This window comes from Longibacter salinarum, assembly GCF_002554795.1.
GTDB classification, from domain to species: Bacteria; Bacteroidota; Rhodothermia; order Rhodothermales; family Salinibacteraceae; genus Longibacter; species Longibacter salinarum.
The window spans coordinates 573641-599560 of record NZ_PDEQ01000001.1; the positions used below are offsets into that span (position 1 = coordinate 573641).

Sequence of the window (25920 nt, forward strand, 5' to 3'; positions counted from 1 at the left end):
GCCGCACATGGACCGCACGCACACAGTTCGATCAGTGACGGTTTTATGCGTTCGTTTCTTTAAGCCGCCCCCCCGTGCCCTCGACCGGGCGAGTTGAATAACCGATGGATCGGCTACTAATCCAGGAGACGTGTAGGTGCCACCGACGCGTACGACAGCGGGACCGAAATTTGGCAACGCAGAGCGAAGGCACCGGCGACGTCCCAACCATCGCCGGCCCACCTGCGCCCGCGTGCTCGGATTATATCCTTGCCTGCTCAAAAAAGTATGCCTCGACTACAACCGTACCGTCATCCTCGACGCGAAATGCCATTTCGGCATTCTCAACTCGTGCGAGCCAAACCCTTGACCGGAGGTAGTACGGCGTATCCGCCGTCAAAGATTTTGCGTAGAATGAAGCACGCTCGTGCAGCTGAGCGACGACAGCGGCAGTTTGACTGTCTTCCATTGCTTCTTTGTAGCTGATTGCCGCATCACGTCGGATGCGAATGTTGCACTTGTCCCCTAAGTCGGGTATGCTATTCATGACGAGTCTGTGAAGGCTTGTTGTGCTGCAACGGCTTACCACGCCGGCAGCAGAAAATGTGAAGACACAGACGCCCGTAGCTTTCTCTTGGCGGAGACTGCGGGCGTCTTGTGTTTGGTATACCTATAATATTCCGCCCGAAAAGCCGTTATGCAAATCTGTTTATCCACAATCTCCTAACGTCAAGGGCTTCCGCGATCTGCATAACGGAAATACGTTTAGCGTCCGAAATTGGGGTATCGGCGAATATGGATGAGACGAAAGATCCGTTATTGTTCAAGCCCGTCAGTTTCGGCATTATCACTCACAACTTTGTCCACACACTCTTCCACATAGGCCTACAGAGCAGGGGTTTTATAGGGCAATAACAGCATACTATGCTTAACTCATCGCCTGCTCCATCTCGTCTCGCAGCCGATTGCGCGACACATTGACGTACTTTAGTGCCGTCGATAGATCCGCGTGGCGCATTGCTTCCTTAATCATGTGTGCGCTCATGCCGGCGTCAGCAAGCGCCGTAGCGAACCCTGCCCGGAGATCATGAAACGTGAGGTTACGTTCTATGCCGGCCTCACGTTGCGCTTTGCAGAACCGCTTAGACGCACGGTGACCGAACGACTTAGGGTTGCGATCATGGGTGGGTCCGTTTGGCGTCCTAAAGACATATGAACGGGGACCTTGCCCCTGCGGAGCGTTGTCGAGAACCGATTTCGCCTTTGAAATGAGGGGAATGGTCTGCTCCCGGTTATTCTTCTGCCTCGTAATCCGAATCAGTCCACGGTCGAGGTCAATGTCTCGCCACCTGAGCCGACCAATTTCCGTCGCACGCATTCCCGTGTAGAAGGCCCACCGGAATACAGGGATCGTCCAAATCAGCTGCCCCGGCCGGCATTGATCCCGTTTGCGCAATTCCCGGTATTCCCGCCCTACCTCCCCTACGATCAACTCCAAGTCGTCCGGCCGCACGGGAGTCGGCAGTTTATCGGATTTTCGTGGCGCATCAACGTCTTCGATCACGTCGCAGTCCGCCCATGCAAGGACCGCGCGGACGTGACGCCACCGTTTGTGTCGGGTGGCTTGTGATACCGTAGCGTCGTGGCAGTAGTCTTGGACTATCGCCGGCGAGAGATCCGTCAGATCAACGTCTGAGCCGATTCGCTCGACGAGGCGCCGCCATACCCCTTCGTATGTGTCGATTGTCCTCTCAGAGCAGCCTTGCGCCTCCTTCGCGTCAATGAACGCAGAAATGACTGTCTTCACTGAGTGAGTGCGTGGGCCGGCACTTTCATAGTTGAACGGGTCGGATTTGCTTCCTTCCGCCCACGGATCAAAGCCCCCTTGCTCATACGCGTCCTCCAACTCAACGAGTTTGCGGCGTGCGTTTCGCTTTTTCGAGGTCTTGAGCGATAGGCGCTTGCGTGACGGGGATTTGTTGCTGTCGTAGAACTGAGCGTAGTAGCGGCCGGAGCGTTCGTAGATCGAAGCCATAGTGCGGAATCGAGTCAGGTTGATTCCGCACTGCCACAAAATTGTACACAGTCTGTCAGCCCAACACCGTTTTGAGACGCTGAGAGCCGATTATTGAGCATGACCCAACGGACTCTTAATCCGTGGGTTGGGGGTTCGAGTCCCCCCGGGCCTACCACACTTTCAGCGAAGACAAAGCCCCTGAGCGCCGGAAACGGCAGACTCAGGGGCTTTACTGTTTTACCAGGCTCCGTCGCCTGAGGGCGAATGCAAGCATCACCGTGCAACCCTACCATAAGATGCGTAAACAACGGACGTTCTCGTGCAGAGGGCAGTGCGAACGTAAACGGAGAAATGGCACGTACGGGCACTGCGGTGAGCCACACGCATCGTCAGGCGTTGGTATTGCCCGGTGGTTTTAGCGCCGGTGGTGTGTTAGAACTCTACTGCGATTCCGAACACCCCCCTTCTATGACGATCGCTTCAGTAGCAATCTCCTCCACTGATCGTCGATCGTTTACCGGAAACTCAAATCACTGGTGTGGGGTGCGCCCTTCAATCGACACAGTTTCTGAAGAGGTCCTTGAAAAACGGTTCCGATACGTCTGAGGCGGCATGCCCGTGTAGCGCTTAAACAGCTTACGGAAGTGACCCACGTCCTCATAACCCACGGCCCAGCACACCTCCTGAATCGTCTTAAGATCATTCTCTAGAAGATGCCTTGCCGCATTAACCCGCACTCGTTGTAAGTATTGAATCGGCGTCTCACCCGTGGATGCTTTAAAACGACGCGAGAATGTACGCGAACTCATACCGACGGAGGCGGCCAGTGCCTTCACACTAATCGACTCAGAAAAGTCCTTAAATAACTTCTCTTGCGCCTCCCGGATCTGTGCATCCTCATGGGTAATTTCCGGTGCCTCGGCGGTGTAGCCTGCCTGCCAGATGCGAGGCGTCTGCAAGAGAAGTGCCCGGGCTGTCTCCGCTGCAACCCGATGGCCACAATGCTTCTCAACCAGATATAAGCTCAAGTCGACACCCGTGAACACACCGCCACTGCAAAGGATGTTGTCTGATTCGGTCACAGATCGCTCGGGTTGCCAATCTACTTCCGGATAGCGCTTCCGGCATGCATCGACGATGGCCCAGTGCGTCGTCGCCGGGCGACCATCTAAGAGACCCGCTTCGGCAAGTAGCGCTGCGCCTGCACAGACACCACCGATCGCCGTCCCATTCTCGTAGGCTCGATTCAACACAGGGAAAAGACGCGCATTTCGCTTACACTCAAGCTCCAGGTCGGCCCCACCCGCCGACACGATCATTAGATCCGGAGATCCTATTTCATCGATTGACAGTTGTGGCTCCAGGATCAATGGAGTGAGGGTTTGTACGCTGTTGCCGTCAAGCGAGGCCGTTCGAACATTGAACTTTCGTTCACCTTCTGAGCCTTGAAGCTTTCCGTATAGATATCCCGCGTTACTCAAAATCTCGACCGGCACAACGGCCGTTGACGGTGTTCCTCCTTCGACCAGTACCACAACCACGTCAATCATCGCTCCATTTTCCTTCTGGCAGAATCACCCTGTAAGTATGTCGATTCTGCCACTATTACACAAGGCTTCAGCACTTTATGATGAAGTATAGCTGTTTACAAAGCCGAGGAGCACACCGAACCTGGCCAACCCAACTGGAAGACATTAGTTATGCCAAAATATATTATTGAACGCGACGTGCCCGGCGTTGGATCACTCTCGCTGCGCGAGCAAAAAGCCGGTGCTTTAAAGTCACTTCGCGCGGTTAAGGAGCTTGGAATTCAATGGCAGCAGAGCTACATCTGTGGGAACAAGACGTTCTGCGTTTACATCGCGGACAATAAGGACATCGTCCGGAAACACGCCGAGCGAAGCGGCTTCCCAGCCACGAAGATCACCGAGGTAAAAACGATGCACGATCCGACGACCGCTGAGATGCCGATCAACGAATCGACACCGGATCCACCCATCGACTGATTCCGGTACAAGACTTGAGACACCGTCAATGAAATGCCAAGGTCGGGCATCCAGGTTCAGCAGGTGGTCATCCGACGTAATGCTGTCGATACAGATGCCGGTCGAACTCTACGACGACGGGCCACTCCGCCGGCTGTACGTTTTGGCGAGGCAAGCCCCCATCAGGGCCGGCCTCCGGCAGCAACCGCGAAGGCATGTGGAGAGCGCGGGTGGATACCTTCTACGCCAGCGCGCTCTCGGTTCCAGAGTCGCGCACGAAAAGACCGCTCGTCCGCGTACGGGTGACGATCTCGCGCATCCGGGCGAAGTTGGGCGGATCCATGAGGCCGAAGATGTTCACATCGCCGCGGGGTGCCTCCTCGAGATACGACTCAAAATCGCCCACATGTACCTCCGCTGTCGCTTCGGGCATACGGGCCAGGTCTGTCAGGGTATGTAGGAAGGCGCGGGCGTCGTCTGCCTGCTCTTCGCTACGCACGACCGTGAGCAGGCGCATCTCCGCATTCCAGTTCCGCTTCAGCTTGTAGGCCATTAGCACAGGCAGGTCCAGGTTGCCAATGTCCATCGACACCTTCCAGTCCGGACTCCGGTCGTTGATCCAGACGTTCACCGTTTCGCGCTGACCGAGTCCGGCCCGACGGTGCGGCGCGTAGATGCACGTGCCCATCTGCTGGTCGCTGGCCGTGTGAACCAGGTGGCCGTAGTCGCCCTCCAGCTCGTCATCATCGGGCAGCGGCAGGAACAGGATATTTGGTTTGAAAAACGCCCCTTGCATCGTCTGAATGCTGGCGGTCAGGCTCGGCGCAAAGCGGTCGGCCGAGACCACAGCCGACGAAGCAAACACCCCACGCTTCCGAAAGGCAGAGGTAATGTCTTCGATCTGACGGGCGAGGTCGTCGGAGGCGTCTTTGCTGTCCAGCCCGAGTAGATTGACGGCCCCCTTCGGTGCGGCCAGGTCCTGGACGAAGAGGAACGAGCCCCGGAGCGTGTCGGCATCGCGGATGGGCACCAGGATGTTGGGCTTCCAGGCGCGTTCCTGCCGCGAGCTCAAATCTTTCACCTTCTTCGCGGCCCACTCCGCAAGCGACACGAAGAGCCCACTGCGAACGTCGGCCATGGAGTGGTCGAGGGTGCGGCGCACCAGCACTCCGTAGAACACGACGACAATGGCCAGGGCGGCCAGTCCGAACGTTGGATTCACGATGAACATGGCGAGCAAACATCCCGCCGCCCCGGCAAAGGACACTGTACGCGGCAGCCGCAAAATCGGCCGAAAGCTGACCAGGCCGAGCGTCTGTTCAACGAAGACGACGACGTTGATCATCGTGTAGGTGATCAGGAAGAACATCGTGATCAGCGGCGCGATCGCGTTCAGGTCGCGCACCATGAGCGCGGCCAGCACGAGTCCTCCCGTGATCATCATGGCGTTGCGCGGTTCGCCCGCGTCGGTTCGCTGTGACATCCAGCTGCTTGCCGGAAGGATGTCGTGGTTGCCGAGCGCCTGAAGAATCCGCGGTGCGCCGACCGCCGACGCCAGCGCCGATGAGAACGTTGCCCCGAGCAAACCCGCAACGACCGGCGCCCCCCAGTAGGCCATGTCGATCATGACCGTGTAGTTTGTCAGCAGTTCCTCGGTCGGTGCGGAACGCAGCAGCCAGATCGCAATCAAGACGTAGATCACAAAGCTGAGTCCGATGGCTGACATCGTGCCCAGCGGGATGCTCGTGCGCGGGTTCTTGAGTTCGCCCGACATGTTCGCCCCGGCCATGATGCCGGTGGCAGCCGGGAAAAAGACGGCAAACACGACCCAGAACGACACCCCGGGGAAGTTGTCCTCCGGTGCCCCGGGAAAGTCTCCCCACAGCTGGATTTCTTCGAACGGCACAACCATGGAGCCCGTCGCGGCGGCCACTGCCACAGAGATCAGCGACGTCACGATGACAGCCAGAATGACGTACTGCACCCGAAAGGCGAGGCTCGCGCTGATATACGCGATGCCGAAGATGAGCACAAACGCGCTCAGGTCTACCAGCAGCGCGGTATGATCGGGGAAGACCCAGAGCCAGCCTTCCCGGAAGCCGAAGATGTACATCGTCACGGCCAGCGCCTGCGCCAGGTACAGCGGGATGCCCACTGCACCGCCCACCTCGAGGCCCAGCGACTGTGAGATAATCGAGTAGGCTCCGCCCGCCCCGATCCGGATGTTCGTCGTGATCGACGACATCGACAATCCAGTAGCGGTCACGATGCCGAACGCAAGCCCAATCACCAGCAACGACCCGATGAGTCCTGCGTTGCCGACGACCCAGCCGGTGCGCAGGTACATGATAACGCCCAGAATGGTCAACAGCGTCGGCACAAACACGCCGGCGAAGGTACCATACTTGGTTCCCTTCGGCATAATGGCGGTCTCAGCCGAGGGCTCCACGTCGTTTCCCAACACGCCGCTCCCGGGGGCCGTCTCTGCGGGCGGCTCGCCAGCAGATTCGGGTGCTGGTTCACCGGATCCGTTTGATGCACCTGCTACGTCTTCAAGATCTTCCATCGTGTGTAGATTCTGACATCGTTCGATGGTCGCGGCGAATGAGCGGCCGATCTTCGTCTCTCCGGATCCTTTCGCATCCTTTGGATGGTCGTTAGCGTCCGGAGGATGACGCACTACTGTATACTAAAGTATATTCCCGACGCGTGTGCTTCCAGTCACGCTCCGCCCTCTCTCTGCTACCAGCGTTCGTGCAGCGAAACAGGTAGCATGTAAAACGCCCTCGCCCGTGCACCACCTGTTACGGCGCCGGGACGGGATGGTGTCATAGCCACTGGGTTTGTTATCCGACATAGCGCTTTCGGCATGCGAATCCAGCCCATCGCATGTTCGCACCTGTCAGGTCGCGTTGGACCGAAACGCTCCACGTACGCAGCATGCATTCTCGTTGCCGCACGCCGTTCCGTTTCGCGAAACGCGACGACCCAGAAGGAGTGGCCGGCACACGGATTCTTGCGCTGAATCCGATCCTTCGCTTTACGTTGCCCAAAGTGTAATCATACGTTTTCCCAATGATATTGGCGGGATCGCTCAACCCCTGTCATCGCAGCGGCTCCGAGTTGGGAAGAGAAACGTTTCAACGGTATACGTGCGAACGTTCTACTGCTAAGGGGTGGCGCGCCCGGAGAGTCGAAGCCGTTGGAGACACCGACATTTCAGGATCGAAACGGGATAACGTCGTACGTGACGCTGCAGACGCAATGTTGCCCCGTGGTCCGGACTCCTTCATCAAGACACGCGCTTTCCGTATCTAATTCCGGTCCTGGAACTCGATCGACGCCGCAGTCGAAATCCGATACCGCCCACTCAACCCGTCCACGTGCGACCACAAGCTGCTGGTCTAGATGACATCTTCCGCGAGCGGTAGCTGACTGCGAAAGCGGCCGTTCTGTCAGAGCGGTCCATTATTGTCCTGGGCTGTCTTCCATGACGTCGCAACAGGGTTGGGGCAATGCGCAGCGCAAAGAGATACAGTCTCAACAATTTTGGCACAACCGATCAAGAGTAACTCTAGATTAGACTTTGTGCGGATCGTGTGCGTAATTTTGCAACTATTACGGATAGTATTCATTGCGAAAATATCGTACCAACGTCGCTGAGGCCCGATTTAATCCGGATCGTTTTTACTATCTCGAAGCCTTCGAGATAATTATAATATTATATGGCCTGGAGCGTTCTCCCTTCGTCTGACTCGCTCTGTGTTGCATGAAGCTTCCCGGTCGCGACCGCGCCTTCGTCCCCGAACGGAAACTGACTGCCTATCTGCTTTCGCTCTCGCATCCGGTCGGTCGAGCGAAGGCACGGTTCTTCCACCGATTTGGCTTCGACGCGTCCAACACCGACCTGCTGAGAGACGAGCTTCTCGCCCTCGCCCTCGCCCGCCACGCGGACGTTGCGCGTACCGAGCATACCGCCTACGGCACAAAGTACGTGGTCGACGGTTCGCTCTCTACGCCCAGCGGAGACGAGGTGGTCGTCCGAACGGTGTGGATGATCGAGAAGTCAGAGCCGGATGCGCGTCGCTTCGTTACGGCGTATCCGGCGTAGCGTCACCTTCAGATGCAAATCGGCTTTCTATTGCAACGAAACCTGCTCCCAAGACCCATGGCAATTGAGGAACTAGACACAGTCGTGCTACTGCGCGACGCAAAGGAACACGGACTGGAGTACGGTGATATCGGTGCAGTCGTGCACCGGTATGCGGGAGAGGGAGAGGGAGAGGCGTACGAGCTCGAGTTTGTAACAGGCGAGGGCGAGACGGTGGCGGTCCTCACGTTGAGCCGAGAAGAGATTCGGCCGATGGACCGGCGCGAGATCTTGCACGCAAGGGAGCTCGCGGCGTAGCATGCGTCCTTGGGTGTTGCCCCACGTAGGTCAAGCCATATAACAAGGCGCTGCTGCGGAACCTGAACTGCTGCCAAATTTGGGTCGAGGCGTCTCCGTCGACTGATTCATAGCTTGGCGCGTCCAGGTCTGCAGAGCTTCGACCGTTATATAGCCGAGGAAGCATTTCCTTCGGTCGGTCGTTTGTTTGTCATCCTCATGAACCACCAAACGGATACAGGTCATGAATTGGACCGAACGAATTACCGTTAATCCAGAGCAGTGTGGGGGTCGGCCCTGCATTCGGGGCATGCGCATTCGTGTCGTAGATGTGCTGGATCTGTTGGCTGCTGGCTTGTCGCGGGCGCAGATCTTAGACGAGTTGCCTGATCTAGAAGAAGGGGACATTGAAGCTGCGCTGCGGTACGCGAGTCGACGGGTAGATCATCCTATTCTTGCGGCATGATCGAGATCTGGATTGATGCACAACTCTCACCGGCGCTTGCTGCTTGGATCAACCGTACGTATGAAGACATGACCGCCCAATCGGTTCGTGCCGTTGGGTTGCGGGACGCGTCGGACCGCGAAATATTTGACGCGGCGCGAGATGAGGGTGTGATCATGATGAGCAAGGATAGCGATTTTCTGAACTTGCTCGACCAGTATGGACCACCTCCAAAAGTGATCTGGGTGACATGCGGGAATACCTCGAATAAACGCATGCGGAAGATTCTAAAGAAGACATTATCCACAGCGGTCCGCATGCTGAACGGCGATGATCGCGTCGTTGAGATCGGGGATCTTTAAGGCTAGATAACACGGGCTCGACCGGACGGTGCCGGTGTGCGCTTTGAGTCGAACGGCGCGTCTCGTTTGCTCACGGCGAGGCCTGGCGTATGCACCGCCGGTGAGCGCTATCCGTTACACGCATCTGACTGAATACCCAATGGCCGAAATTCAGGAGTGGATGCTTGTTGCGATCATCCTGCTTGGCGTGTTGCCAATCATCGTGGCCATCGTAGATCGTTGGCGCCGCGGGAAACCCATCGTCTATTCTGACCCGCCTTCCCCCCTGTTCAAGGAAACATTCGCTTCGGGAAACTCGCACCGTTCATTGTTTGCGCAGCTTGGGGGAGCGACCAGGGCCCTTGTTGTCGCTGTGACGAGCCAAGAGCTGGTCGTCCGTCCGTTCTCTCCAGCCACACTGGTTCCTCGGCTTCCTGAGATCACCGGGCTGGAGCACCGAATCCCAGCAGCCGAGATTCATGAGGTTCGCTCCACAGAAGAAGGAGTGGACATCGATTTTACGAATGACCGCGGTGCAAGAGAGCGGCTCACGCTGCGCCTCAAAGACGAGAGCGGATTTCTCAATGCGCTGTCGGCGTTGCGCTGAGCGTATAACCCCGCGCTCGCACTATGCAAAGCACATGTCGGAGGGGTGTTTTTTCTGGGTGTGCGGGTGTGAAATCGATGAGTCTGGGGAAGCGCGGGCACCGAACGAACGATCCTCCCTCGGATCGGGAGGCTTGTCTCTAGCGCATCCAAATGCGACGGGAAATGGCGCACTCGGATTGGATGATTCGGGATGGGAATTTGGCGCGACGTGTCGCTACGAGGCCTCTGTGACTGGCACTTCAGGCATACACATCATATCTTAACACCGTCTCGCACCACGGTCCGCTGCTCTGCCGGCGGCTTGCGACGTATCCCGCCGCCGGGACGGTTGGTCACGTGCGATTTCGCTCGCATGTCTGTCCCACCACTTTCCCGCTCTTCCTATGGTGCCACCGAAAGCCGCTGCTCCCGAGGATCAACTCTCCGACCGCGAACGAGCACTGCTGCGCGATGCCGAGCGCATCCGCGCCCTTCGCGAACAATACTGGGACGCCCTCACGAACGGTCCAGCCTACGAAGCAACTCGTCTCCAGGACGAACTCCGACTCGCGCAACATCGGTTCCGAGAACGCTCGAACCGGCACTAACTGCCTCCAACCGACCTGTCGCCCCGCCCCTCTCCATTCTGACGTGCTTTTATAGCCGCCGGTGTTCGCCCAATAGCGAAGGCCGGCGGCTCTTCTCTTGTACGGGCGAGACGCCAACGGTCCCCTCCCCTTTCCTATATCGAAATGGGAACAGACAAGAAGCTGGACGATCTAACTGAATGCAGATACCCTACCCCCCTACCCCTGATATCCCCTCAGCGTGATGATGACCGACAAGCGTGAGATTACTCTTTCGATCGATGGAATGAATTGCCAGCATTGCGTCGGTGCGGTACGCGAGGCCCTATCCTCTGTCGATTCAACGGACGTTGTTAAGGCCGATATCGGAACGGCAACGGTGCGCTTCGACGAGAGTATCGCAAGTCGTGAACGCCTTATCACGGCCGTAGAGGAAGCCGGTTATACGGTCTCTGCGTAGATTCACCGCTCAGTTTTTGGACTCAGCTCACGGCTTTCATGGACATCAATGATGCAAAACGGTCAGACATCGCCAATCGTCTCAAGCGGATTGAAGGGCAGGTCCGGGGCCTCCAGCGCATGGTCGATGACGACCGCTACTGTGGCGACATCCTGAACCAGATCGCGTCTGTCCAGCAGGCCCTGCGGTCGGTCGGAAAAATCGTAACGCGGAATCATCTTGAGACGTGCGTCACCGATGCGCTCCGCTCGGGCAACCGCGAAGCGGCCGAGGAAACCTACGATGAGGTGATGGACCTCCTTTTCGATCAAATCAAGTAGACCGCTATCATCCCGGCTTCGCGGTGCGCTCGTTGACCTTCAGAAACCGACGCTCACGGGCGACGCTGACTCCCTTCTGCAAATCTCCCCACTCATGGACGCCCCCACCGAAGAAACGCTTTCTGACGAGACCTGCGAGGTCCCAGCCCAAAAATCCCGACCGCAGGCTGATTCCACCCTCAGAACGAATGGGGCCGCACAAACGGTTACGCTTCCCGTCACCGGGATGCACTGTGCATCTTGCAGCTCCCGCGTAGAGAAGCGCCTAGCGGAAGACTCGAACGTGCGATCTGTGTCCGTCAACCTTGCAACCGAGACGGCAGCCATCGTTCTCAAGGACGAAAATACGGCGTCAAACTCTCTTCTTCCCCACCTCATCGATGTTGTAGAAGACGCGGGGTACGGCGTCGCGACGCGAACGCTGACCCTGGAGATCGAAGGGATGCACTGCGCGTCGTGCTCATCGAGCGTCGAACGCGCGCTCAAGGGAACCGACGGGGTCATCGATGCGGCCGTCAATCTCGCCACCGAAACCGCGACGATAACCGTTCTCGAACGCGGGCCGGACCGACGGACGCTCGCCTCGGTCGTCCGCGACGCCGGATATGACGTCAGTGACACCGACGGCGAGGAGTCAACGTCCCTTACGGAGAAAACGATAGAGAAGGTTGATCAGGCGCGACGCCGAATGTGGGTCGCCTGGGCATACACCGCCCCGATCATGCTGGGCATGATCCTTCATATGGGCTTCGGCGTGATGTGGCCGAGCGAACCTATTTTTCGTGGCATTATGATCGCGCTCGCGCTACCCGTTCTCGCCGGGGTCGGTCGTGAGACGTTCCGCAGCGGGATAAAAGCGTTGTTGAATGGCGGCGCGAATATGGACTCCCTCATCGTTCTCGGTACGTCCGCGGCGTTCATTACCGGACCACTCGCCTACTTCATGTCGGTGGCCAGCTATGCGGGCGTATCAGCGATGATCATGGCGTTCCACCTGACCGGTCGATACATCGAGGAGTCGGCAAAGGGCCGGGCGTCGGAGGCGATTCGCAAGCTCATGGAGCTGGAAGCCAAAACCGCCGTCGTGCTCCAGAACGGCGACGAGGTGGAGATCGACGTAGCAGACCTGCAGCCTGGAGACGTGATGGTCGTCCGCCCCGGTGAGAAGATTCCCACGGACGGCGAGGTTGTCGACGGATACAGCGCAGTCGACGAGTCAATGGCTACCGGAGAGTCGATGCCCGTGGAGAAGGGAGTCGGCGATGAAGTCATCGGCGCAACCGTAAACCAGGATGGTGTCCTGCAGGTGCGCGCCACTCGCGTCGGATCGGACACGTTCCTATCACAGGTTGTCCGACTCGTTGAAGAGGCGCAGGGCACCAAGGTCCCGATTCAGGCCGTAGCCGATCGGGTAACGGGATGGTTCGTTCCGGCCGTAATTGGCGTGGCGATAACCACCTTCCTGCTATGGTTCCTCTTCCCCTCGGGAATGCACGTCCTTGCTGAATGGGGCGCCTTCTTGCCGTGGGTCGAGCCGGGTTTGTCTACACTGACGCTGGCGATCTCCTCGATGGTCGCGGTCTTCGTCATCGCCTGTCCGTGCGCGCTCGGTCTCGCGACACCGACGGCCCTGATGGTCGGCAGCGGTCTCGGCGCCGAAAACGGGATCTTGATCCGCTCCGGTGAAGCCATTCAGACGCTGAAGGACGTGGACATGATCGTCTTTGACAAAACGGGTACGATCACTCGTGGCGAGCCGGAGGTGACCGACGTGGTTGTCATGGCATCCAATACCAGTCCCTCTGAAGACGACATCGTCAGACTCGCAGCGGCAGCCGAACGCGGGAGCGAGCACCCGCTTGGGCGATCCGTCGTGCAGTATGCCGAGGACAAGTACAAAGAGATTCCGTCCGCAACTGACTTCGAGGCCGTGCGCGGTAAAGGGATTCGCGCGACCGTTGAGGGGCGGCGCATCGTTATCGGGACGCGGCGACTGATGTCGGAGGAGAACCTTGACCCTGCTACTGCAGATGACTCGATGACTGCACTCGAGCAGGAGGCGAAAACCGCTGTCCTCGTTGCCATCGATAATGTGATCGTTGCCGTCATTGGCATCGCCGACACCCTGAAACCAGAATCAAAAGAGGCGCTCCAGCAACTGCACGCTGCGGGCATCCAGACTGGAATGCTCACTGGAGATAACGAGCAAACTGCCCGGGCGATCGCAGAAGCTGTTGGCATCGACCACGTCGTCGCCGAGGTGCTTCCCGACGGCAAGACCGACGAGATTCGGCGTCTTCAGGACGCGTACGGACGGATCGCATTCGTCGGAGACGGCATCAACGACGCTCCTGCACTCACGCAGGCAGATGTCGGGATCGCCATCGGGACCGGAACGGACATAGCCATCGAAGCGAGCGATGTGACACTCGTCCGCGGGGAACTAACTGGTGTTGCGGAAGCCCTGTCGCTGAGTCGTGCAACCTTCCGAACGATCCGACAGAATTTATTCTGGGCCTTCTTTTATAACGTCGTCATGATCCCGCTCGCGGTCATTGGCTGGATGCATCCGGTCCTGGCGGAGATCGCCATGGCGACAAGCTCCATCACGGTCGTCGGAAACGCGAATCGCCTCCGCGGCCACGACCTTGAGAACTGATATTCGACGCACGCGAAGAAACGGAAGATGCGGGGCACGGTGGAATCCGAAAAAACGGGTTTGACCGGCCCCGTCTTCGTTTGTCCCCATGTGCCCGTCATGACGATGTCGAGCGAGAAGCAACGTTGATCTGGAGCCGATCTACTCCCAGCACCTGCTTCGGACGAGCCGCACAAGCACCGGTTACATCGACATGCCTCCCAATTACCACTTAGTAACAACACGGGGGCGCCGTTCACCTCGAGCCCGACAACTGCTTTTCTTCTGGCTCAACGCCGTTTTTCCGCGCATTGACAGGGCAAATCTTGAGTCGTTGAGATGTTTTGCCCGAACCGGTGCGGTTGACAATTCCCTCATCGCGGCTAGGTTATACTACGGTCGATGCTGAGAAGTCAAATTCGGAGCCATCCGAAGGCATGAGAGGGCCCGTGTACTCGCAGGTTCGCTCGGTCCACGATGTGGCTGCCCGGACGTGCTCGCCCCCCTGCAGATTAGATTCATCGTCTCCTCTCCTTTAACGACCTCGTCCAGCATCGGTAGCATGGAAGATCGCGTCATCCCCATCATGTCCGACTCCGCCACGAACGATTCCACCGGCGGTCAGACCGGCGTCCGTCTCCGCCCACACGGCTATTTCTCGCTCCCGGATTGGCAGCCTGAAGCGATGGAAGCGTTGCGAGACGCGATCCACACCCGAAACACGGAGATCCGCCTTACCCACGGGGAATGGACGATCGGAGCCTACGGCTTGGAATCGACGACGAACGTGAATGCGATCGGCGAAGGTGATCTTCATCCACCCGACCGACTAAACGGCGCCGTTGCTTATTTCTGTAGCTACCAGAATGGTCTCGACAGCCCGATTGTTTACGCAGCGTCCACCTCGGTCGACGAGCTGGTCGAATGGGTCCGAAGCGCTCCACTGAAAGCCCGCCGCGAAGCTCGGGACGAAGGGCAACCGCTCTAAAGTTGCTGCTGCAACCGCACGAGAAAATCGCGCAGGTCCTGGAGTTGATCACGGAACGCTTTTCTTCCATGGACGCCTTCGCGGTCGAGAACGGCGCGAGCTCCAGCAATCGTATACATCTCTTCTTTCAGTAGATGCTGGATTCGCTGCACGATGTCGACGTCCGCCTCCGTGTAGATTCGACGCCCGGCTGCGTCCTTTCCAGGTGAGAGATGCTCGAACTCGCTCTCCCAGTACCGCAGTACGTGGGCTTCAAGATCGACGCGTTCGGCTACCTCTCCAATCGTGTACCTCTCCGGTCGCGGTCGATCTCCGGATTCTGTGTCTGTCACGTCGTCCTCTGCGTCTTCCGGCGACGCGGACGTTGGCCTGTCTTCCATATTGGACTCGGTGGACATTGCTTGAGAAAAGAGGTCCGCAGGTTGTGCGGAGTCAGGCACGGTTGAAGAGTCGGACATGTCGGTCGATCGTCGACAGAGCGTGGGAAGAAAGCTACTGTGATTTAACGGTCCAGAAGCCGTAAGTGCAACCCATCCGCATTGACCGGGCACGACGTCTGCTGCATCTTGCGAGCACCGCGTCCATCCCCTATCTGCGATCTGCCTGTGCCGACTGATTCCTGGAAATCCGACGCCTCTCTCCTCCTCGTCGTCCTGATCTGGGGCGCGAATTTCCCCATCCTTAAGGTGGCACTTGAGGCGATGCCGATTCACGTGCTGAACGTGTTTCGCTTCATCGTATCCGCGGGCGTCCTGGGAAGCATGTACCTCTGGAGCCGCAGAGGCCAGGATATGGCGACATTCTTTGCCCCATTCAAGCGCCATGCACGACGCCTCATCGTTCTGGCTCTTATCGGATACGTGTTCTACCAGGTGTGCTTCGTGGTCGGCGTCAATAATACGACGGCGGGAAGTGCGGCACTCATCATGACGAGCGCACCGATGTGGACAGCCGTCGTCGGGCAAATAGCCGGTACAGAATATCTTGGACGCTTCGCCTGGATCGGACTCGCGGTATCGATGCTCGGCACCGCGTTCGTCGTGGCCGCAGGATCCGAGACCGTGGCCGTGGGCGCCGGCTCCCTGTTCGGAAATGCTGTGATCCTGCTGGGCGCCATTCTGTGGGGAGCCTACACGGCGCTGAACAAACCCGTCGTGAGCGATATTTCCCCAGTCGCTGCCACCTTCTTCGGTATCATGATCGCGCTCCCCGTGCTCGCCGGCATTGGTGCTCCGTACGCGTCGGGCGTCGCCTGGGGCGAGGTCGACCTCTGGGTCTGGCTTGCCATTATTTTCAGTGGCGGCCTCTCCACGGGGATCGCCTTCGTGATATGGAACACCGCCGTGCGAAATGTGGGCGCCTCGAACACGGCGATCTACAACAACCTCGTGCCCCTGGTCGCGCTGGCGGGTGGCGTTCTCTTCCTCGACGAGACCGTAAATGCCTGGCAGATCGCAGGGGGCGTCCTCATCATTGCCGGCCTGGTGCTCGTGCGACGGTACCGTCTGCGTGAGGCGGCTTGAAGCAACAAGGAAAACGCTCCCAAGAGTAGCATCGCCCTGCATCCGTTCGTCAATACAGCCCCCCCTACATCCTCATCCGATGCTCAAGGATTGGAGCGATTTCACTCGCACTGGCTACGTTATCACGACCATGGCCTACACACCAATCACATCGAACGAGGAGCCTGTGACCGGATCCTTCTCGACTTCGATCCGAACGGGAAACGCCTGCTTCAACTCCTGCAGGTGCGTGATGACGAGAATCTTGGAGAAGTCCTCCCGAACCGCCTGAATCGCCTCGACCAGTCGCTCGATGCCCTCACGGTCCTGCGTGCCGAAGCCCTCATCGATCACGAGCGTCCGAACCCGCACGCCGCTCCGTTCCGCCAGCAGTTGGGCTAGGGCGAGACGTAGAGCAAAATTGACACGGAAGCTTTCCCCGCCTGAGAACGTCTCATACGGACGAGGAACGCCCTGCTCATCCGTAATGATGATCTCCAGGGTCTCCTTCGTACCGCCCGTCTTCTTATCCTTGAGCGTCTCCAGCCGCACGTTCATCTTGCCATCGGTCAATCGGTCGAGAAGCACATTTGCGCGCTCCTCAATCTCCGGCAGCGTTTCTTCGATGATGAGAGACGGAATGCCGTGCTTGCCGAAAGCGCGCCGCAGATGTTTATACAATTGCTGCTGACGCTTCGCTTCCTTTCGCGCCTTCCGAGCAGCGGTGATCGCCTTCCGGTCTTCCCGGGCCTGGTCGAGTCGTTCGTCGAGCATGCCGAGACGCTTCTGGAGCTCATTCAGACTCGTCTCCGCAGACTGCACTTCCTCTGCCTTTCTCTCTTGCTTGTTTTGAACCGCCGCCTTCCCCTGGATCTCTTCGTTTAGAGTCGCCAGGGACGACTGCAGTTCTTTTCGCTTCTCTTTTTCAGCTTCAATCTTTTCACGTACACGCTCGCGTTGCGTCTTCCAGTCATCCCGGTTGCGCTGCGCGTTGACGAGATCCTTCATCCGACCGGCCGCCTCCTTTAAATCGGCGAGCGTGTTCTTCACCTCACCGAACCGCTGGGGGTCAAAGTCGACGTTCGAAAGCTGTTGCTCCAGTTGTTCGATCTGTTTCGGCAACGGAGCGAATGCTTTCCCCGTGTCAAGGGACTCTCGCAGGTTTTCGATCTGCCGTTCCTGGTCCTCGATCTTGCGCTCCAGCTCATCCCGGCGACCTTCGAGATTATCAATTTCGCGAAGCTGCTCCTTGTACCGATCGACCTGCGCGGCCCGATTGGTGAGCGTCTCGAACGCCTCCGCATCGAAGGCAATCTCGGACATCTGCTTTCGGATCGCCTTCTTCTTCTCCCGCAGCTCGTGCCCGTACGCTTTCTCCTGTAGCTTCCGATGCAGCTCCGCCGCGGACTGCCGATCGCTCTGGAGACTCCGAACATTCTCGTCGCGAGCCCGCTTCTGCTCCAGCAACGTCGCCAGCTTCTCCGCGCTGCCGTCAAGCGGCTTCAACTCCGACTCAATCTCCCTGTACTTGGTCAGAAGGCGCTCGCGCTTCGTCTTCGACGACTCGATGTTTTGCTCGAGCTCCTTAATCCGTTCGTTCGTCGTGCGGAGCTTGGCCTGAAGCGTTTCCTCAACCTGTTCCGCGTGAGAGGCGGTAAGGTCCGTTCCACAGGTCGGACAGGCCCCTCCATCGCTCGTCCTAAGTCGCTCAAGAGTCGCTTCTGCCTCCTCCCGTTCCTCCTTTCGAGCCTCAACTTCTCCGCTGTACTCCTGCAACGTCTCGCGGATCTTCGTCCCGCGTTCTTTTACCTGCTCGAGCTTCGAATCGAGGGTTTCCTTCCGTTCAAGTTTTACTTTAACTGCCTCAACCTGCTCCGACAGCGCGTCCGTACGTGCCAGTTGCTTCTTCTCTCGCCGAATGCGTTCCTTCAGGGCATCTAGTTCCCCCTGTAGCTGCTGGCGCATTCCAACGAGACGCGTCTCGATCTGTGAAAGAGATTCTTTCATCGACTCTCGTTGATCGCGACGCTCGGCCATCTCCTTCGCCTTCGCTTTCGCGTTCCGGGCGGCCTCTAGCTTCTCTTTTAGGTCGCTCTTACGGGAAAGCTTCGGGCGTATCTCTTTCAGGTTCTTCTGGTTGTTCTTGCGCTCGACCTGGAGACGATTCAACTTTTTCTCGAGCTCGTTGCGGCGTCGCTCGAGCTCTGACGTCTTGGACTCGATCTGTTTCTCGATCCCGCGGTGAAGGTCTCGCTTCTCGTCGAGTCGTTCACGCTCTTCCTGAAGCTCCTCGTACCGCTCGTACTCTTGCTGGATTTTCTCGCTACGCGCTAAAAGATCGTCCGCCCCCTGAATCTTTTTCTGAAGCTCCTCCACCTCCTCGCGGTGAGAAGCCAGCCGTTCGTCAAGATCCTTCACTGTCGCCGTTACTGACTCGGCCTCTTGCGCCTTTGCACGAAGCGAGGCAAGCCGCTCCGTCAACGCTTTCTCTTCCTCTCGAAGGGATTCAAGTGCATCCGTTTTCTCCTTGATCTCCGACTGAACCGTACTCCGTTCCTCCTTCCACTCCGGCACATCTTCCAGTGCCTCATTCAGTCGGTCAATCTCTGTCGCCTGTCGCTCGGCCTCATCGCGTGCCACCTTCATCTTCTCTCGCGCACCCTGGGCGAGCTCCTCGTATCGCGTGAGATTGAGGATGTTGACGAGAATCTCCTTCCGCTGGCTCGGGCTCTTTTTCGTAAACTCGTCCGAGCGGCCCTGAAGCAGAAATGCCGAGTTGATAAAGGTGTCGTAGTCGAGCCCGACGGTGTCCTCGATGATCGCCTGCGTCTCCCGCTGGTGCGCGCCGGTCAGGGGCTGGTACGCCTCCTTGTCCGGCTCGTACAGCTGAAACTCAAGATCCGACGTAGTGGTCTTCCCTGTTGCCGACCGACTGAACGAGCGCTTGACACGATACCGAGCGCCTTCCACATCGAAAGTAAACGTCACCTCCATGTGCCGCGACCCGATACGAATCAGTTCGTCGTCGGGCTTGCGCTTGCCACTGGACTTACGAGCTTCGCCCCACACCGACCACGTGATCGCGTCCAGGAGAGCCGACTTCCCCTGGCCGTTTCGACCGGACAAGCACGCGACATCGAATGTGTCGAAGTCCAGAACCGGAGCGTCGGTCCCGTAGCTGAGGAAGTTTTGAAGCTCTAGACGAACAGGAACCACAGATTCGGACGGAGGGGAAATTCAGCGGATACGTCTGGATATCGCGCGGCGCGGTACCACCGTCAACCGGCTTTCAGCAAAACGGTACACGGAACGCTTTGATTCCGCATGAGCACGCAATCTTCGAAGCTGGTCGGACGCAGATAATAATTCGAGGCGGGAACCAACGGCCCTCCATCCCTAATCGTCCATGGGAAGAAAACGGACGTCGGCCTACGTCTTTTCAATCACAATAGAACGACATATCCGCCAGAAGGTATTTACGTTGCCCAACGCTTGACGTATCTTGAACGTACCTACGCCCAGGTCCACATCTCCCTTTGCCTAGCCCGACACCGTCATGGGTTCTGCCGCGACCGATCCGTATCGCTCTTCCTTTCGCACGTCCAGCCAGGGTCTTGACTATGACCTCGTCCCCATGCGTCTATGGCGAAAAGCCAAATCCCTGGGTACGTGGGATCCCGCAGAGATCGACTTTTCAAAGGACGCAAGCGACTGGCAGTCCCTGGCCGATGACGAACGCGACCTCCTCTTGCGTCTGACGTCGCAATTCGCGGGCGGGGAAGAGTCCGTCACGCTCGACCTCTTACCCATGCTGATGCTCGTCGGCCGAGAGGGACGCGTCGAGGAAGAGATGTTTCTCACCTCCTACCTGTGGGAGGAGGCCAAACACGTCGAAGGCTTCGACCGCTTCCTCCGTACTGTGGTAAATGCAACGGGCAGCCTCGAACACTACTTCACCGACGCCTATCGCACGATCTTTTACGAGGAGCTTCCTCGGAGCATGAACGCGCTCAAAACGGATTCTTCGCCCGAGACCGTGGCGCGGGCAGCCGTTACCTACCAGATGATCGTCGAGGGCACGCTCGCCGAGACGGGGTACCACGCCTACTACACTGTGCTGGAAGCACGAGACATTCTTCCGGGGATGCAGACCTTCATTCGAAACGTGCAGCGAGACGAGTCCCGTCACGTTGGCTACGGCGTGTACCTGCTGTCGCGGCTCGTCGCAGAGCACGGACCAGCGGTATGGGATGTGATTGACGAGCGGATGGGAGAACTGATTGCGCTCGCCATAAGCAACATTCAGGAGACACTCGGCGGATATGACCCGGTCCCCTTCGGCATCTCTCCCGATGACTTCGTGGAGTACGGAATGGGTCAGTTTCAGAAACGCTTCGCAAGAATCGAGAAGGCCCGGTCACAATCTCTCGACGAGGTGCTGTACGATGGGGCCAGCTCCTCTGCCGACGGGAATGGGGCACGCGGGAGTGCGAGCACAAGATCTGCTTCCCTTCCATCCTAAACCGGTCTGCGTGGAGCCGGAAGGAAGGCGAAGCGGTGGCCCGCCCGCCGGCTGTTAGAGGTCTGCCGAAAGCGAATCCGGGTCCGTCTCGCGCGCTGCGTCTGTGTCCGTCTCCGGTTCTGCGCTCGTGTCGTTAGACGTTTCGCTCTCGCCTCCATTCTGAAGTTGAGGACGAACACTACGACCGAACGCTTCGGAAGCCTGTTGCACAGCTGGAAGGTATGGTGCCACGCGATCCCATGTCCCGGGCAGCACCTCCGCAATCGGTGTGTACAGGGCAGACGCCTTCTGCGTCTTATCGTCCGGCAAGCCGGCCTGGGTGGTCACGAGAAATAATACGCTGAGCAGAAGCGCCGCCTTGAACGCTCCGAGCGCGCCACCGGCAGCACGATTCGCGAACGACAGGTTCAGCGATTCGACGGCTGCCTCAATCATTCGTGCGAGCGCGATTACAATCAGTTGCACACCGCCGAACACAACGACGAATCCGACAATCGGCGCGGTCGACTCTGATAGCCCGATCGTGTCGACCGTCATCGCACCGATAGGGCGCATGAGCTGGACGCCGAGAATAAAGGCGAGGATCAGGCCGAAGATACTTGCAACCTGCCGGATCGCCCCTGCCATGAGTCCGCGCACGAGCCCTCCTGCAAGGGCGATCAGGATGAACCAGTCGAGATATGTCATCATGCGGGTCGGGCAAAAGTCGGGTGGCACACGCCGAAATCCGGCGGAGGGGTCACGTTTACATAATAGGCGGCCGTTGTACGATGCACGCGCCGCACCGTTCGACGTTGGGTAAACATCTTCAGGCGGATTCCAGACACTCGTTTCCCGTTCGCTGAGTCTCCGGGTGCCGTATCAAAACGCGAACGTCCCTATCCGAGCTTTTCCTTCACGACTCGCTGCACGCGGGACCCGTCCACCTTTCCGCGAAGCTGGCCCATCGCTCGGCCCATCACGGCGCCCATGTCCGACATATCAGACGCGCCGACGTCCTCGATGATCGCATCGATGGTTTCCTCAAGCTTCTCGTCAGACATCGGCTCGGGCATGAACTCCTTCAGAACCTCGAGCTCTTCCTGTTCCTTCGCCACGAGATCGTCGCGTCCCGCCTCCTCGAATTGCTCGATCGAGTCCTTCCGCTGCTTAACCTGCTTGCGCACGACGGCGAGCTGCTCGGTATCGTCTAGTTGAGCGTCGCCGCCCTCACGCTTCTCGATCGTTTTGTTCATCAGCGCCGAGCGCAGTCCACGAAGCGTACGAAGCCGGACTTTATCGCGTGCTTTCATCGCGTCCGTAATCTCCTGCGTGACGCGGTCCATGATCGATTGCTCTGCCATAACTAAAGATCCGATAGATCGAGAGGTAACAAACGGAAATCGCGCGTGTCCACCGAGGCGCGATGCGTGGGTTCACGACGGAGCGGGTGTGTCGTTCCCGTGCCTCCACTCGCGCATGTTCGGGTTCGACCGAAATGCTCGCAGACCGCGAGAGATAATGACGACAAGCCGAATAAATCACGAACCGCTCACATTGGAGCCTAGCAATCTTACACCGTTTCAACTGTAAAATGTCGGTGTCTCCGACAGTCGTCGGGATGAGCCTCAGCATGAGAACGTTTCAACGGATAAGGTGGAAACGTTTTTCCTGCCCAGATCAAGGCAACTGAGTCGGCATGGCGAGGTCACTCCGACATTGTCATTCCTGAAACGTATTAGATCTCTTCGCCGAACCCATTGTGGAAGAGATCTTCCAGCGCATCCGCCGCGTCATGCTCGTCTTCGCCGTCCACGACCAGGGTGAGGGTCGCCCCCTGCTCGGCCGCCAGCGTCATAACGCCGATCACACTCTTCGCGTTGATCTCGTACCGATCCCGGCGCAGGAATACTTCGCTGGTGTATTTCGAAGCGGTCCGAACGATCATGGACGCCGGTCGCGTGTGGATACCGGCTTTATTTCGAACGGTCAACTCGCGTTCAATCATGCGTTCCAATCGATCGGATGGCGAACGAACTAGTGGGAGCGTGCTTGCAATGTCTCAAGAAGCCATTGTAAATGCGAACGTGCAGCACCTTCTGGCAGCACACTGAGTCGTTCGAACGCGTCTTCCGTGTAGGACTGAACCGCAGCGCGCGCCTCGTCGAAAACTCCGAGCCGCTCCATGCGTTGCCGCGCCTCGGGCACCTCGCTCGCCAGGATACCGCCATCGAGAAGTCGAGCAAACCAGACGCGATCATCCCCGTCCGCGATCTCTAGTGCTTTCAGCGTAACGTACGTGCGCTTGCCATTCTGCAAATCGCCGCCGACGGCTTTTCCCCAGCGCTCGCTGTCCGCCGTGACATCGAGCAGATCATCCTGAATCTGAAACGCCCGTCCAGCAGCACGTCCGGCTTTTGAAAGCGTGGAAACGTGATCCTTCGGCGCACCGCCCGCGATCGCGCCGAGCTCGAAGCAAGCCGACAACAGGGCGGCGGTTTTGCCGTCGATCATCTCGAGGTAGTCATCGACCGACACGTCATCTTGCGTTTCGAAGTGCGTATCGAGCCGCTGCCCGACGCAGAGCTGTTCGACCATCCGGTTGTAGACCGCTAGGAGCGGCCGTGCGGGAAGCGCCTCATTGGCTGTCAGCAATTCGTAGGATAGCGCCAGCATCAGATCGCCGGCCAGGATAGCGGTGCCTTCGTCCCATTTGATATGGACGGATGCCCTCCCCCTTCGCTCATCCGCATCGTCCATGATGTCGTCATGAACGAGCGTGAAGTTGTGAAACACCTCGACTGCAAGCGCGACATCGATCACGTCGTCGAGATCTGCACCGTAGCACTGCGCGACAAGCGTGAGCAAGACCGGACGGACGCGCTTCCCTCCTCCTCGGAGGACGTAGCGAATGGGATCGTACATCAGGTCCGGACCGCGATCTTTGAGCGCGTCGATTAACGCCTCGTCGATCCGGTTCCGAAGCGCGTCAACGCGATCCTTCGAATCAGGAGGAGACTCTATCATACAACCGGTGATGCGGAGAGAGAACCGAGGGGGCGGGATCAACGGATCTACGCGAGGTCGTCCAGCACGTTGTTGATGCGATGATGGACATCGTCGATCGAACCGGTACCGTCGATTTTGACAAGGAGTCCGCGACGATCGTAGTAGTCCTCCAGCGGCTCGGTTTCCTCTCGATACACGTTCAGCCGGTTCCGTACGGTCGCCGGTTTGTCGTCATCGCGCTGCACGACCATGTCCGAATCGACGTCCGCGGGCGGCGGGTCATGGTCGAGGTGGTACGTTTTCCCCGTTTCCTTGTGGACACGACGCTTGGAAAGACGATCCACGATCACGTCATCGGGGACCTGGAGGCTGATGCAGGCGTGGATCGGAGCGTCATTCGCCTCCTCAAATTCGGTCAGCCACTCCGCCTGCTGCGTCGTCCGCGGATATCCGTCGAGGATAAAGTCGTCGTAATCCCGATCAGCAATGGCGTTCTCCGCAAGCTTTCGCACCACTTTGTCCGGTACGAGGTCCCCCTTCTCGACGTACGACTTCGCCTCCAGCCCCACCGGCGTCTCATTTTTCATCGCCGAGCGGATGATATTTCCTGTCGCGATCTGTTCAAGACCCCGATTGCTTTCGAGAAGTCGAGCCTGCGTGCCTTTGCCCGCGCCGGGCGGGCCAAACAGAATGATACGCATAGATTTCAGAGCGGAGTGCGTCGTAGGTGAATGAAGTGGGTGAATCTGCAGCGGAGGCTGGCGAGGGCGCAAGCAAACGAATACGCCTCCCTTTCAGGAGAAAAAACCTGGTGCGCCTCGTCACGAAAAGAGGTTTTCGTCGATGGTCTCGTCTAGGTTCGCGTTCGCGACCACTTTCTCGATCACGTCCCGCGCAAGCATCGTGATCGCAGTACGAGCCACCATCTCAAACATCTCATACAGGAAGCTGCTTGACTCGCTATCGCGGGAACGGTCGTCGTAGACGACGAGCGGGACGCGTTCCTTCAGCACGCCGCGAACGGCGTCCTCTACATCCTCCCCTTCCCCGATGGCCTCGCGAACCTCGTCTCGCACGGCGTCGATATAGGCGGAGGTCAGCTTCCGGTGCTCGCTCTGAACCCGGCGACGCTTGCTTCCGCCAAACGCCCATCCGATGAGGAGACCGGCAGCAACGGCTCCACCGACACTTGCCAGCGGATGCTTCGCAAGCTTGTTCCGGACGAGATCCTGCGTCGATACGATCTCACCCTGTAGCGAGTCGAATCGCTCATTCATCGCGTCCGAAACGGACTGCAAGCGAGCTTCAAGTTCCGCTTTGCTTGGCTCTTTCGACATGGAGAGGAAGAACTGAAACGGGAGGAAATGATGCGGGAGGTGTCGTACTGCTCAGTATGATCGCGCCGACGGTCAGAGGTCGGCGGACGGTGTGGCTTGCGACGTCTTGGCCTGGGAGGTTGCCGACTCCGGGGATGGCGTGTCATCCGAGGCGCTATCGGTGGACTCGTCGTCGCTTTGGTAACGGTCGCCTCGAATCTTCTGAAAGAGAGGGGTCTCCACTACAATCGGATGACGTTTTGCTACAGTAGCGACGATGAAGGCAACCAGAGACAACAGACCGGAAACGATCAGGAATCCCCAGAATGGGCGGCCGAGCCACCAACCCAGACCTAACGCGATGGTCGTCAACCCGAAGAGGCCGGTAAAGAAAGCCAGGATTGCGAGTACAACGCCGAGCGCCGCCTGGCTCGCCGCGTCGTCGACCTTATCATTAATCTCCCGAACGGCGAGATCCAATCGTAAATCGATCCACTCGCGAAGATCCGTCACAATGCCCTTCGTGTCGTCCGTCATCCGCTGAAGCTTTCCGCCTCGGCGCGACGGAGTCTGCGCGGGATGCTCTGTGCCCGGTCGATCGGGAAGCGAAGCCATAGTCACAGGGTTTGCTCAGCAGTATGAAATGACATCGACAATATAGGATGCGCAGCCGGGAGTGCAAGTGAATATGCCGTCAGCAACAGGTTCAATCGAAACGACTGGCATACGATTGGGGGTTTTCTCCACACCCTGACGAGCAGGTTCTCCAGTCGTTCAGCCCGAAGCCTTGCTCTCGTGTCACGCCGTCGGATCCAACCGATCGAATCCAAACGGTTGATTCCCATGGTTACGATTCC

27 protein-coding genes are annotated in these 25920 nt (G+C 58.3%); 13 read left to right on the top strand and 14 right to left on the bottom strand.

What is annotated here, in order from left to right; translation table 11 throughout:
• Positions 1-241: 241 nt before the first annotated feature.
• From CRI94_RS17595 to CRI94_RS02325, 3 genes are all read right to left on the bottom strand, one after another.
• Complete coding sequence (locus tag CRI94_RS17595; RefSeq protein WP_098074036.1) at positions 242-526, bottom strand: hypothetical protein; 285 nt, start codon at positions 524-526, stop codon at positions 242-244.
• A 381-nt stretch (positions 527-907) separates the two neighbouring features.
• On the bottom strand, positions 908-2014 hold the full coding sequence (locus CRI94_RS02320) for a tyrosine-type recombinase/integrase (RefSeq protein ID WP_098074037.1): 1107 nt from the start codon (positions 2012-2014) through the stop codon (positions 908-910).
• Between the two features lie 512 nt (positions 2015-2526).
• On the bottom strand, positions 2527-3492 hold the full coding sequence (locus CRI94_RS02325) for a helix-turn-helix domain-containing protein (RefSeq protein ID WP_179862117.1): 966 nt from the start codon (positions 3490-3492) through the stop codon (positions 2527-2529).
• A 204-nt stretch (positions 3493-3696) separates the two neighbouring features.
• On the opposite strand from CRI94_RS02325, the gene CRI94_RS02330 reads away from it, so the two are divergent.
• Positions 3697-4002 carry a DUF4242 domain-containing protein gene (locus CRI94_RS02330; RefSeq protein ID WP_098074039.1) on the top strand — a complete coding sequence of 102 codons (306 nt, stop codon included), beginning with the start codon at positions 3697-3699 and terminating at the stop codon, positions 4000-4002.
• A 67-nt stretch (positions 4003-4069) separates the two neighbouring features.
• Here CRI94_RS02330 and CRI94_RS17980 read toward each other — a convergent pair whose 3' ends face one another.
• Both CRI94_RS17980 and CRI94_RS02335 read right to left on the bottom strand, forming a co-directional pair.
• The gene (locus tag CRI94_RS17980; RefSeq protein WP_281253278.1) at positions 4070-4198 is read right to left on the bottom strand and encodes a hypothetical protein; all 129 of its coding nucleotides are present in this window, start codon (positions 4196-4198) and stop codon (positions 4070-4072) included.
• A 24-nt stretch (positions 4199-4222) separates the two neighbouring features.
• Entirely contained in the window at positions 4223-6547 is a 2325-nt protein-coding gene (locus CRI94_RS02335; RefSeq protein ID WP_218919341.1) for an amino acid permease, read from the bottom strand.
• 1203 nt (positions 6548-7750) lie between these two features.
• Here CRI94_RS02335 and CRI94_RS02340 point away from each other — a divergent pair.
• The 10 genes from CRI94_RS02340 (at position 7751) to CRI94_RS02385 (ending at position 14735) form a co-directional block, all read left to right on the top strand.
• Positions 7751-8092, top strand: a complete 342-nt coding sequence (locus tag CRI94_RS02340) for a DUF6883 domain-containing protein (protein WP_098074040.1) — start codon at positions 7751-7753, stop codon at positions 8090-8092.
• A 57-nt stretch (positions 8093-8149) separates the two neighbouring features.
• Positions 8150-8389, top strand: a complete 240-nt coding sequence (locus CRI94_RS02345; protein ID WP_098074298.1) for a DUF4926 domain-containing protein — start codon at positions 8150-8152, stop codon at positions 8387-8389.
• 223 nt (positions 8390-8612) lie between these two features.
• Entirely contained in the window at positions 8613-8834 is a 222-nt protein-coding gene (locus CRI94_RS02350; RefSeq protein WP_098074041.1) for a DUF433 domain-containing protein, read from the top strand.
• Entirely contained in the window at positions 8831-9175 is a 345-nt protein-coding gene (locus tag CRI94_RS02355; protein ID WP_098074042.1) for a DUF5615 family PIN-like protein, read from the top strand. The genes CRI94_RS02350 and CRI94_RS02355 overlap by 4 nt, the downstream gene beginning before the upstream one ends.
• Positions 9176-9314: 139 nt before the next feature.
• On the top strand, positions 9315-9761 hold the full coding sequence (locus tag CRI94_RS02360) for a hypothetical protein (protein ID WP_098074043.1): 447 nt from the start codon (positions 9315-9317) through the stop codon (positions 9759-9761).
• Positions 9762-10146: 385 nt separating this feature from the next.
• On the top strand, positions 10147-10350 hold the full coding sequence (locus tag CRI94_RS02365; protein ID WP_098074044.1) for a hypothetical protein: 204 nt from the start codon (positions 10147-10149) through the stop codon (positions 10348-10350).
• A 223-nt stretch (positions 10351-10573) separates the two neighbouring features.
• Positions 10574-10789: a heavy-metal-associated domain-containing protein gene (locus tag CRI94_RS02370; protein ID WP_218919342.1), complete on the top strand. Its 216-nt coding sequence runs from the start codon at positions 10574-10576 to the stop codon at positions 10787-10789.
• A gap of 38 nt (positions 10790-10827) precedes the next feature.
• Entirely contained in the window at positions 10828-11109 is a 282-nt protein-coding gene (locus CRI94_RS02375; RefSeq protein ID WP_098074045.1) for a metal-sensitive transcriptional regulator, read from the top strand.
• Between the two features lie 94 nt (positions 11110-11203).
• Positions 11204-13768: a heavy metal translocating P-type ATPase gene (locus tag CRI94_RS02380; protein ID WP_098074046.1), complete on the top strand. Its 2565-nt coding sequence runs from the start codon at positions 11204-11206 to the stop codon at positions 13766-13768.
• A gap of 565 nt (positions 13769-14333) precedes the next feature.
• A complete protein-coding gene (locus tag CRI94_RS02385) occupies positions 14334-14735 on the top strand; it encodes a hypothetical protein (protein WP_143815269.1) in 402 nt (133 codons plus the stop codon).
• Here CRI94_RS02385 and CRI94_RS02390 read toward each other — a convergent pair.
• A complete protein-coding gene (locus tag CRI94_RS02390) occupies positions 14732-15193 on the bottom strand; it encodes a MerR family transcriptional regulator (protein WP_245846043.1) in 462 nt (153 codons plus the stop codon). The two genes, CRI94_RS02385 and CRI94_RS02390, sit on opposite strands and share 4 nt — an antisense overlap.
• Positions 15194-15340: 147 nt before the next feature.
• Between CRI94_RS02390 and CRI94_RS02395 the strand changes: the two genes are divergently transcribed.
• Positions 15341-16258, top strand: coding sequence for a DMT family transporter (locus tag CRI94_RS02395; RefSeq protein ID WP_179862118.1), 918 nt, complete (start codon positions 15341-15343; stop codon positions 16256-16258).
• A gap of 135 nt (positions 16259-16393) precedes the next feature.
• Here CRI94_RS02395 and CRI94_RS02400 read toward each other — a convergent pair whose 3' ends face one another.
• Complete coding sequence (locus CRI94_RS02400; protein WP_098074049.1) at positions 16394-19453, bottom strand: AAA family ATPase; 3060 nt, start codon at positions 19451-19453, stop codon at positions 16394-16396.
• Positions 19454-19793: 340 nt separating this feature from the next.
• On the opposite strand from CRI94_RS02400, the gene CRI94_RS02405 reads away from it, so the two are divergent.
• A complete protein-coding gene (locus CRI94_RS02405; protein ID WP_098074050.1) occupies positions 19794-20759 on the top strand; it encodes a R2-like ligand-binding oxidase in 966 nt (321 codons plus the stop codon).
• Positions 20760-20813: 54 nt separating this feature from the next.
• On the opposite strand, the gene CRI94_RS02410 is transcribed toward CRI94_RS02405, so the two are convergent.
• From CRI94_RS02410 to CRI94_RS02440, 7 genes are all read right to left on the bottom strand, one after another.
• The gene (locus CRI94_RS02410; protein ID WP_098074051.1) at positions 20814-21449 is read right to left on the bottom strand and encodes a CvpA family protein; all 636 of its coding nucleotides are present in this window, start codon (positions 21447-21449) and stop codon (positions 20814-20816) included.
• 188 nt (positions 21450-21637) lie between these two features.
• Positions 21638-22102 (bottom strand): GatB/YqeY domain-containing protein, encoded by a 465-nt coding sequence (locus CRI94_RS02415; protein WP_098074052.1) that lies wholly within the window; start codon positions 22100-22102, stop codon positions 21638-21640.
• 374 nt (positions 22103-22476) lie between these two features.
• The gene (locus CRI94_RS02420) at positions 22477-22746 is read right to left on the bottom strand and encodes an HPr family phosphocarrier protein (RefSeq protein ID WP_098074053.1); all 270 of its coding nucleotides are present in this window, start codon (positions 22744-22746) and stop codon (positions 22477-22479) included.
• A gap of 29 nt (positions 22747-22775) precedes the next feature.
• Positions 22776-23765, bottom strand: a complete 990-nt coding sequence (locus CRI94_RS02425) for a polyprenyl synthetase family protein (RefSeq protein ID WP_098074054.1) — start codon at positions 23763-23765, stop codon at positions 22776-22778.
• A 47-nt stretch (positions 23766-23812) separates the two neighbouring features.
• Positions 23813-24448: an adenylate kinase gene (locus CRI94_RS02430; protein ID WP_098074055.1), complete on the bottom strand. Its 636-nt coding sequence runs from the start codon at positions 24446-24448 to the stop codon at positions 23813-23815.
• A 120-nt stretch (positions 24449-24568) separates the two neighbouring features.
• A complete protein-coding gene (locus tag CRI94_RS02435) occupies positions 24569-25084 on the bottom strand; it encodes a hypothetical protein (RefSeq protein ID WP_098074056.1) in 516 nt (171 codons plus the stop codon).
• Positions 25085-25156: 72 nt separating this feature from the next.
• Positions 25157-25678, bottom strand: a complete 522-nt coding sequence (locus CRI94_RS02440) for a phage holin family protein (RefSeq protein WP_098074057.1) — start codon at positions 25676-25678, stop codon at positions 25157-25159.
• Positions 25679-25920 lie beyond the last annotated feature (242 nt).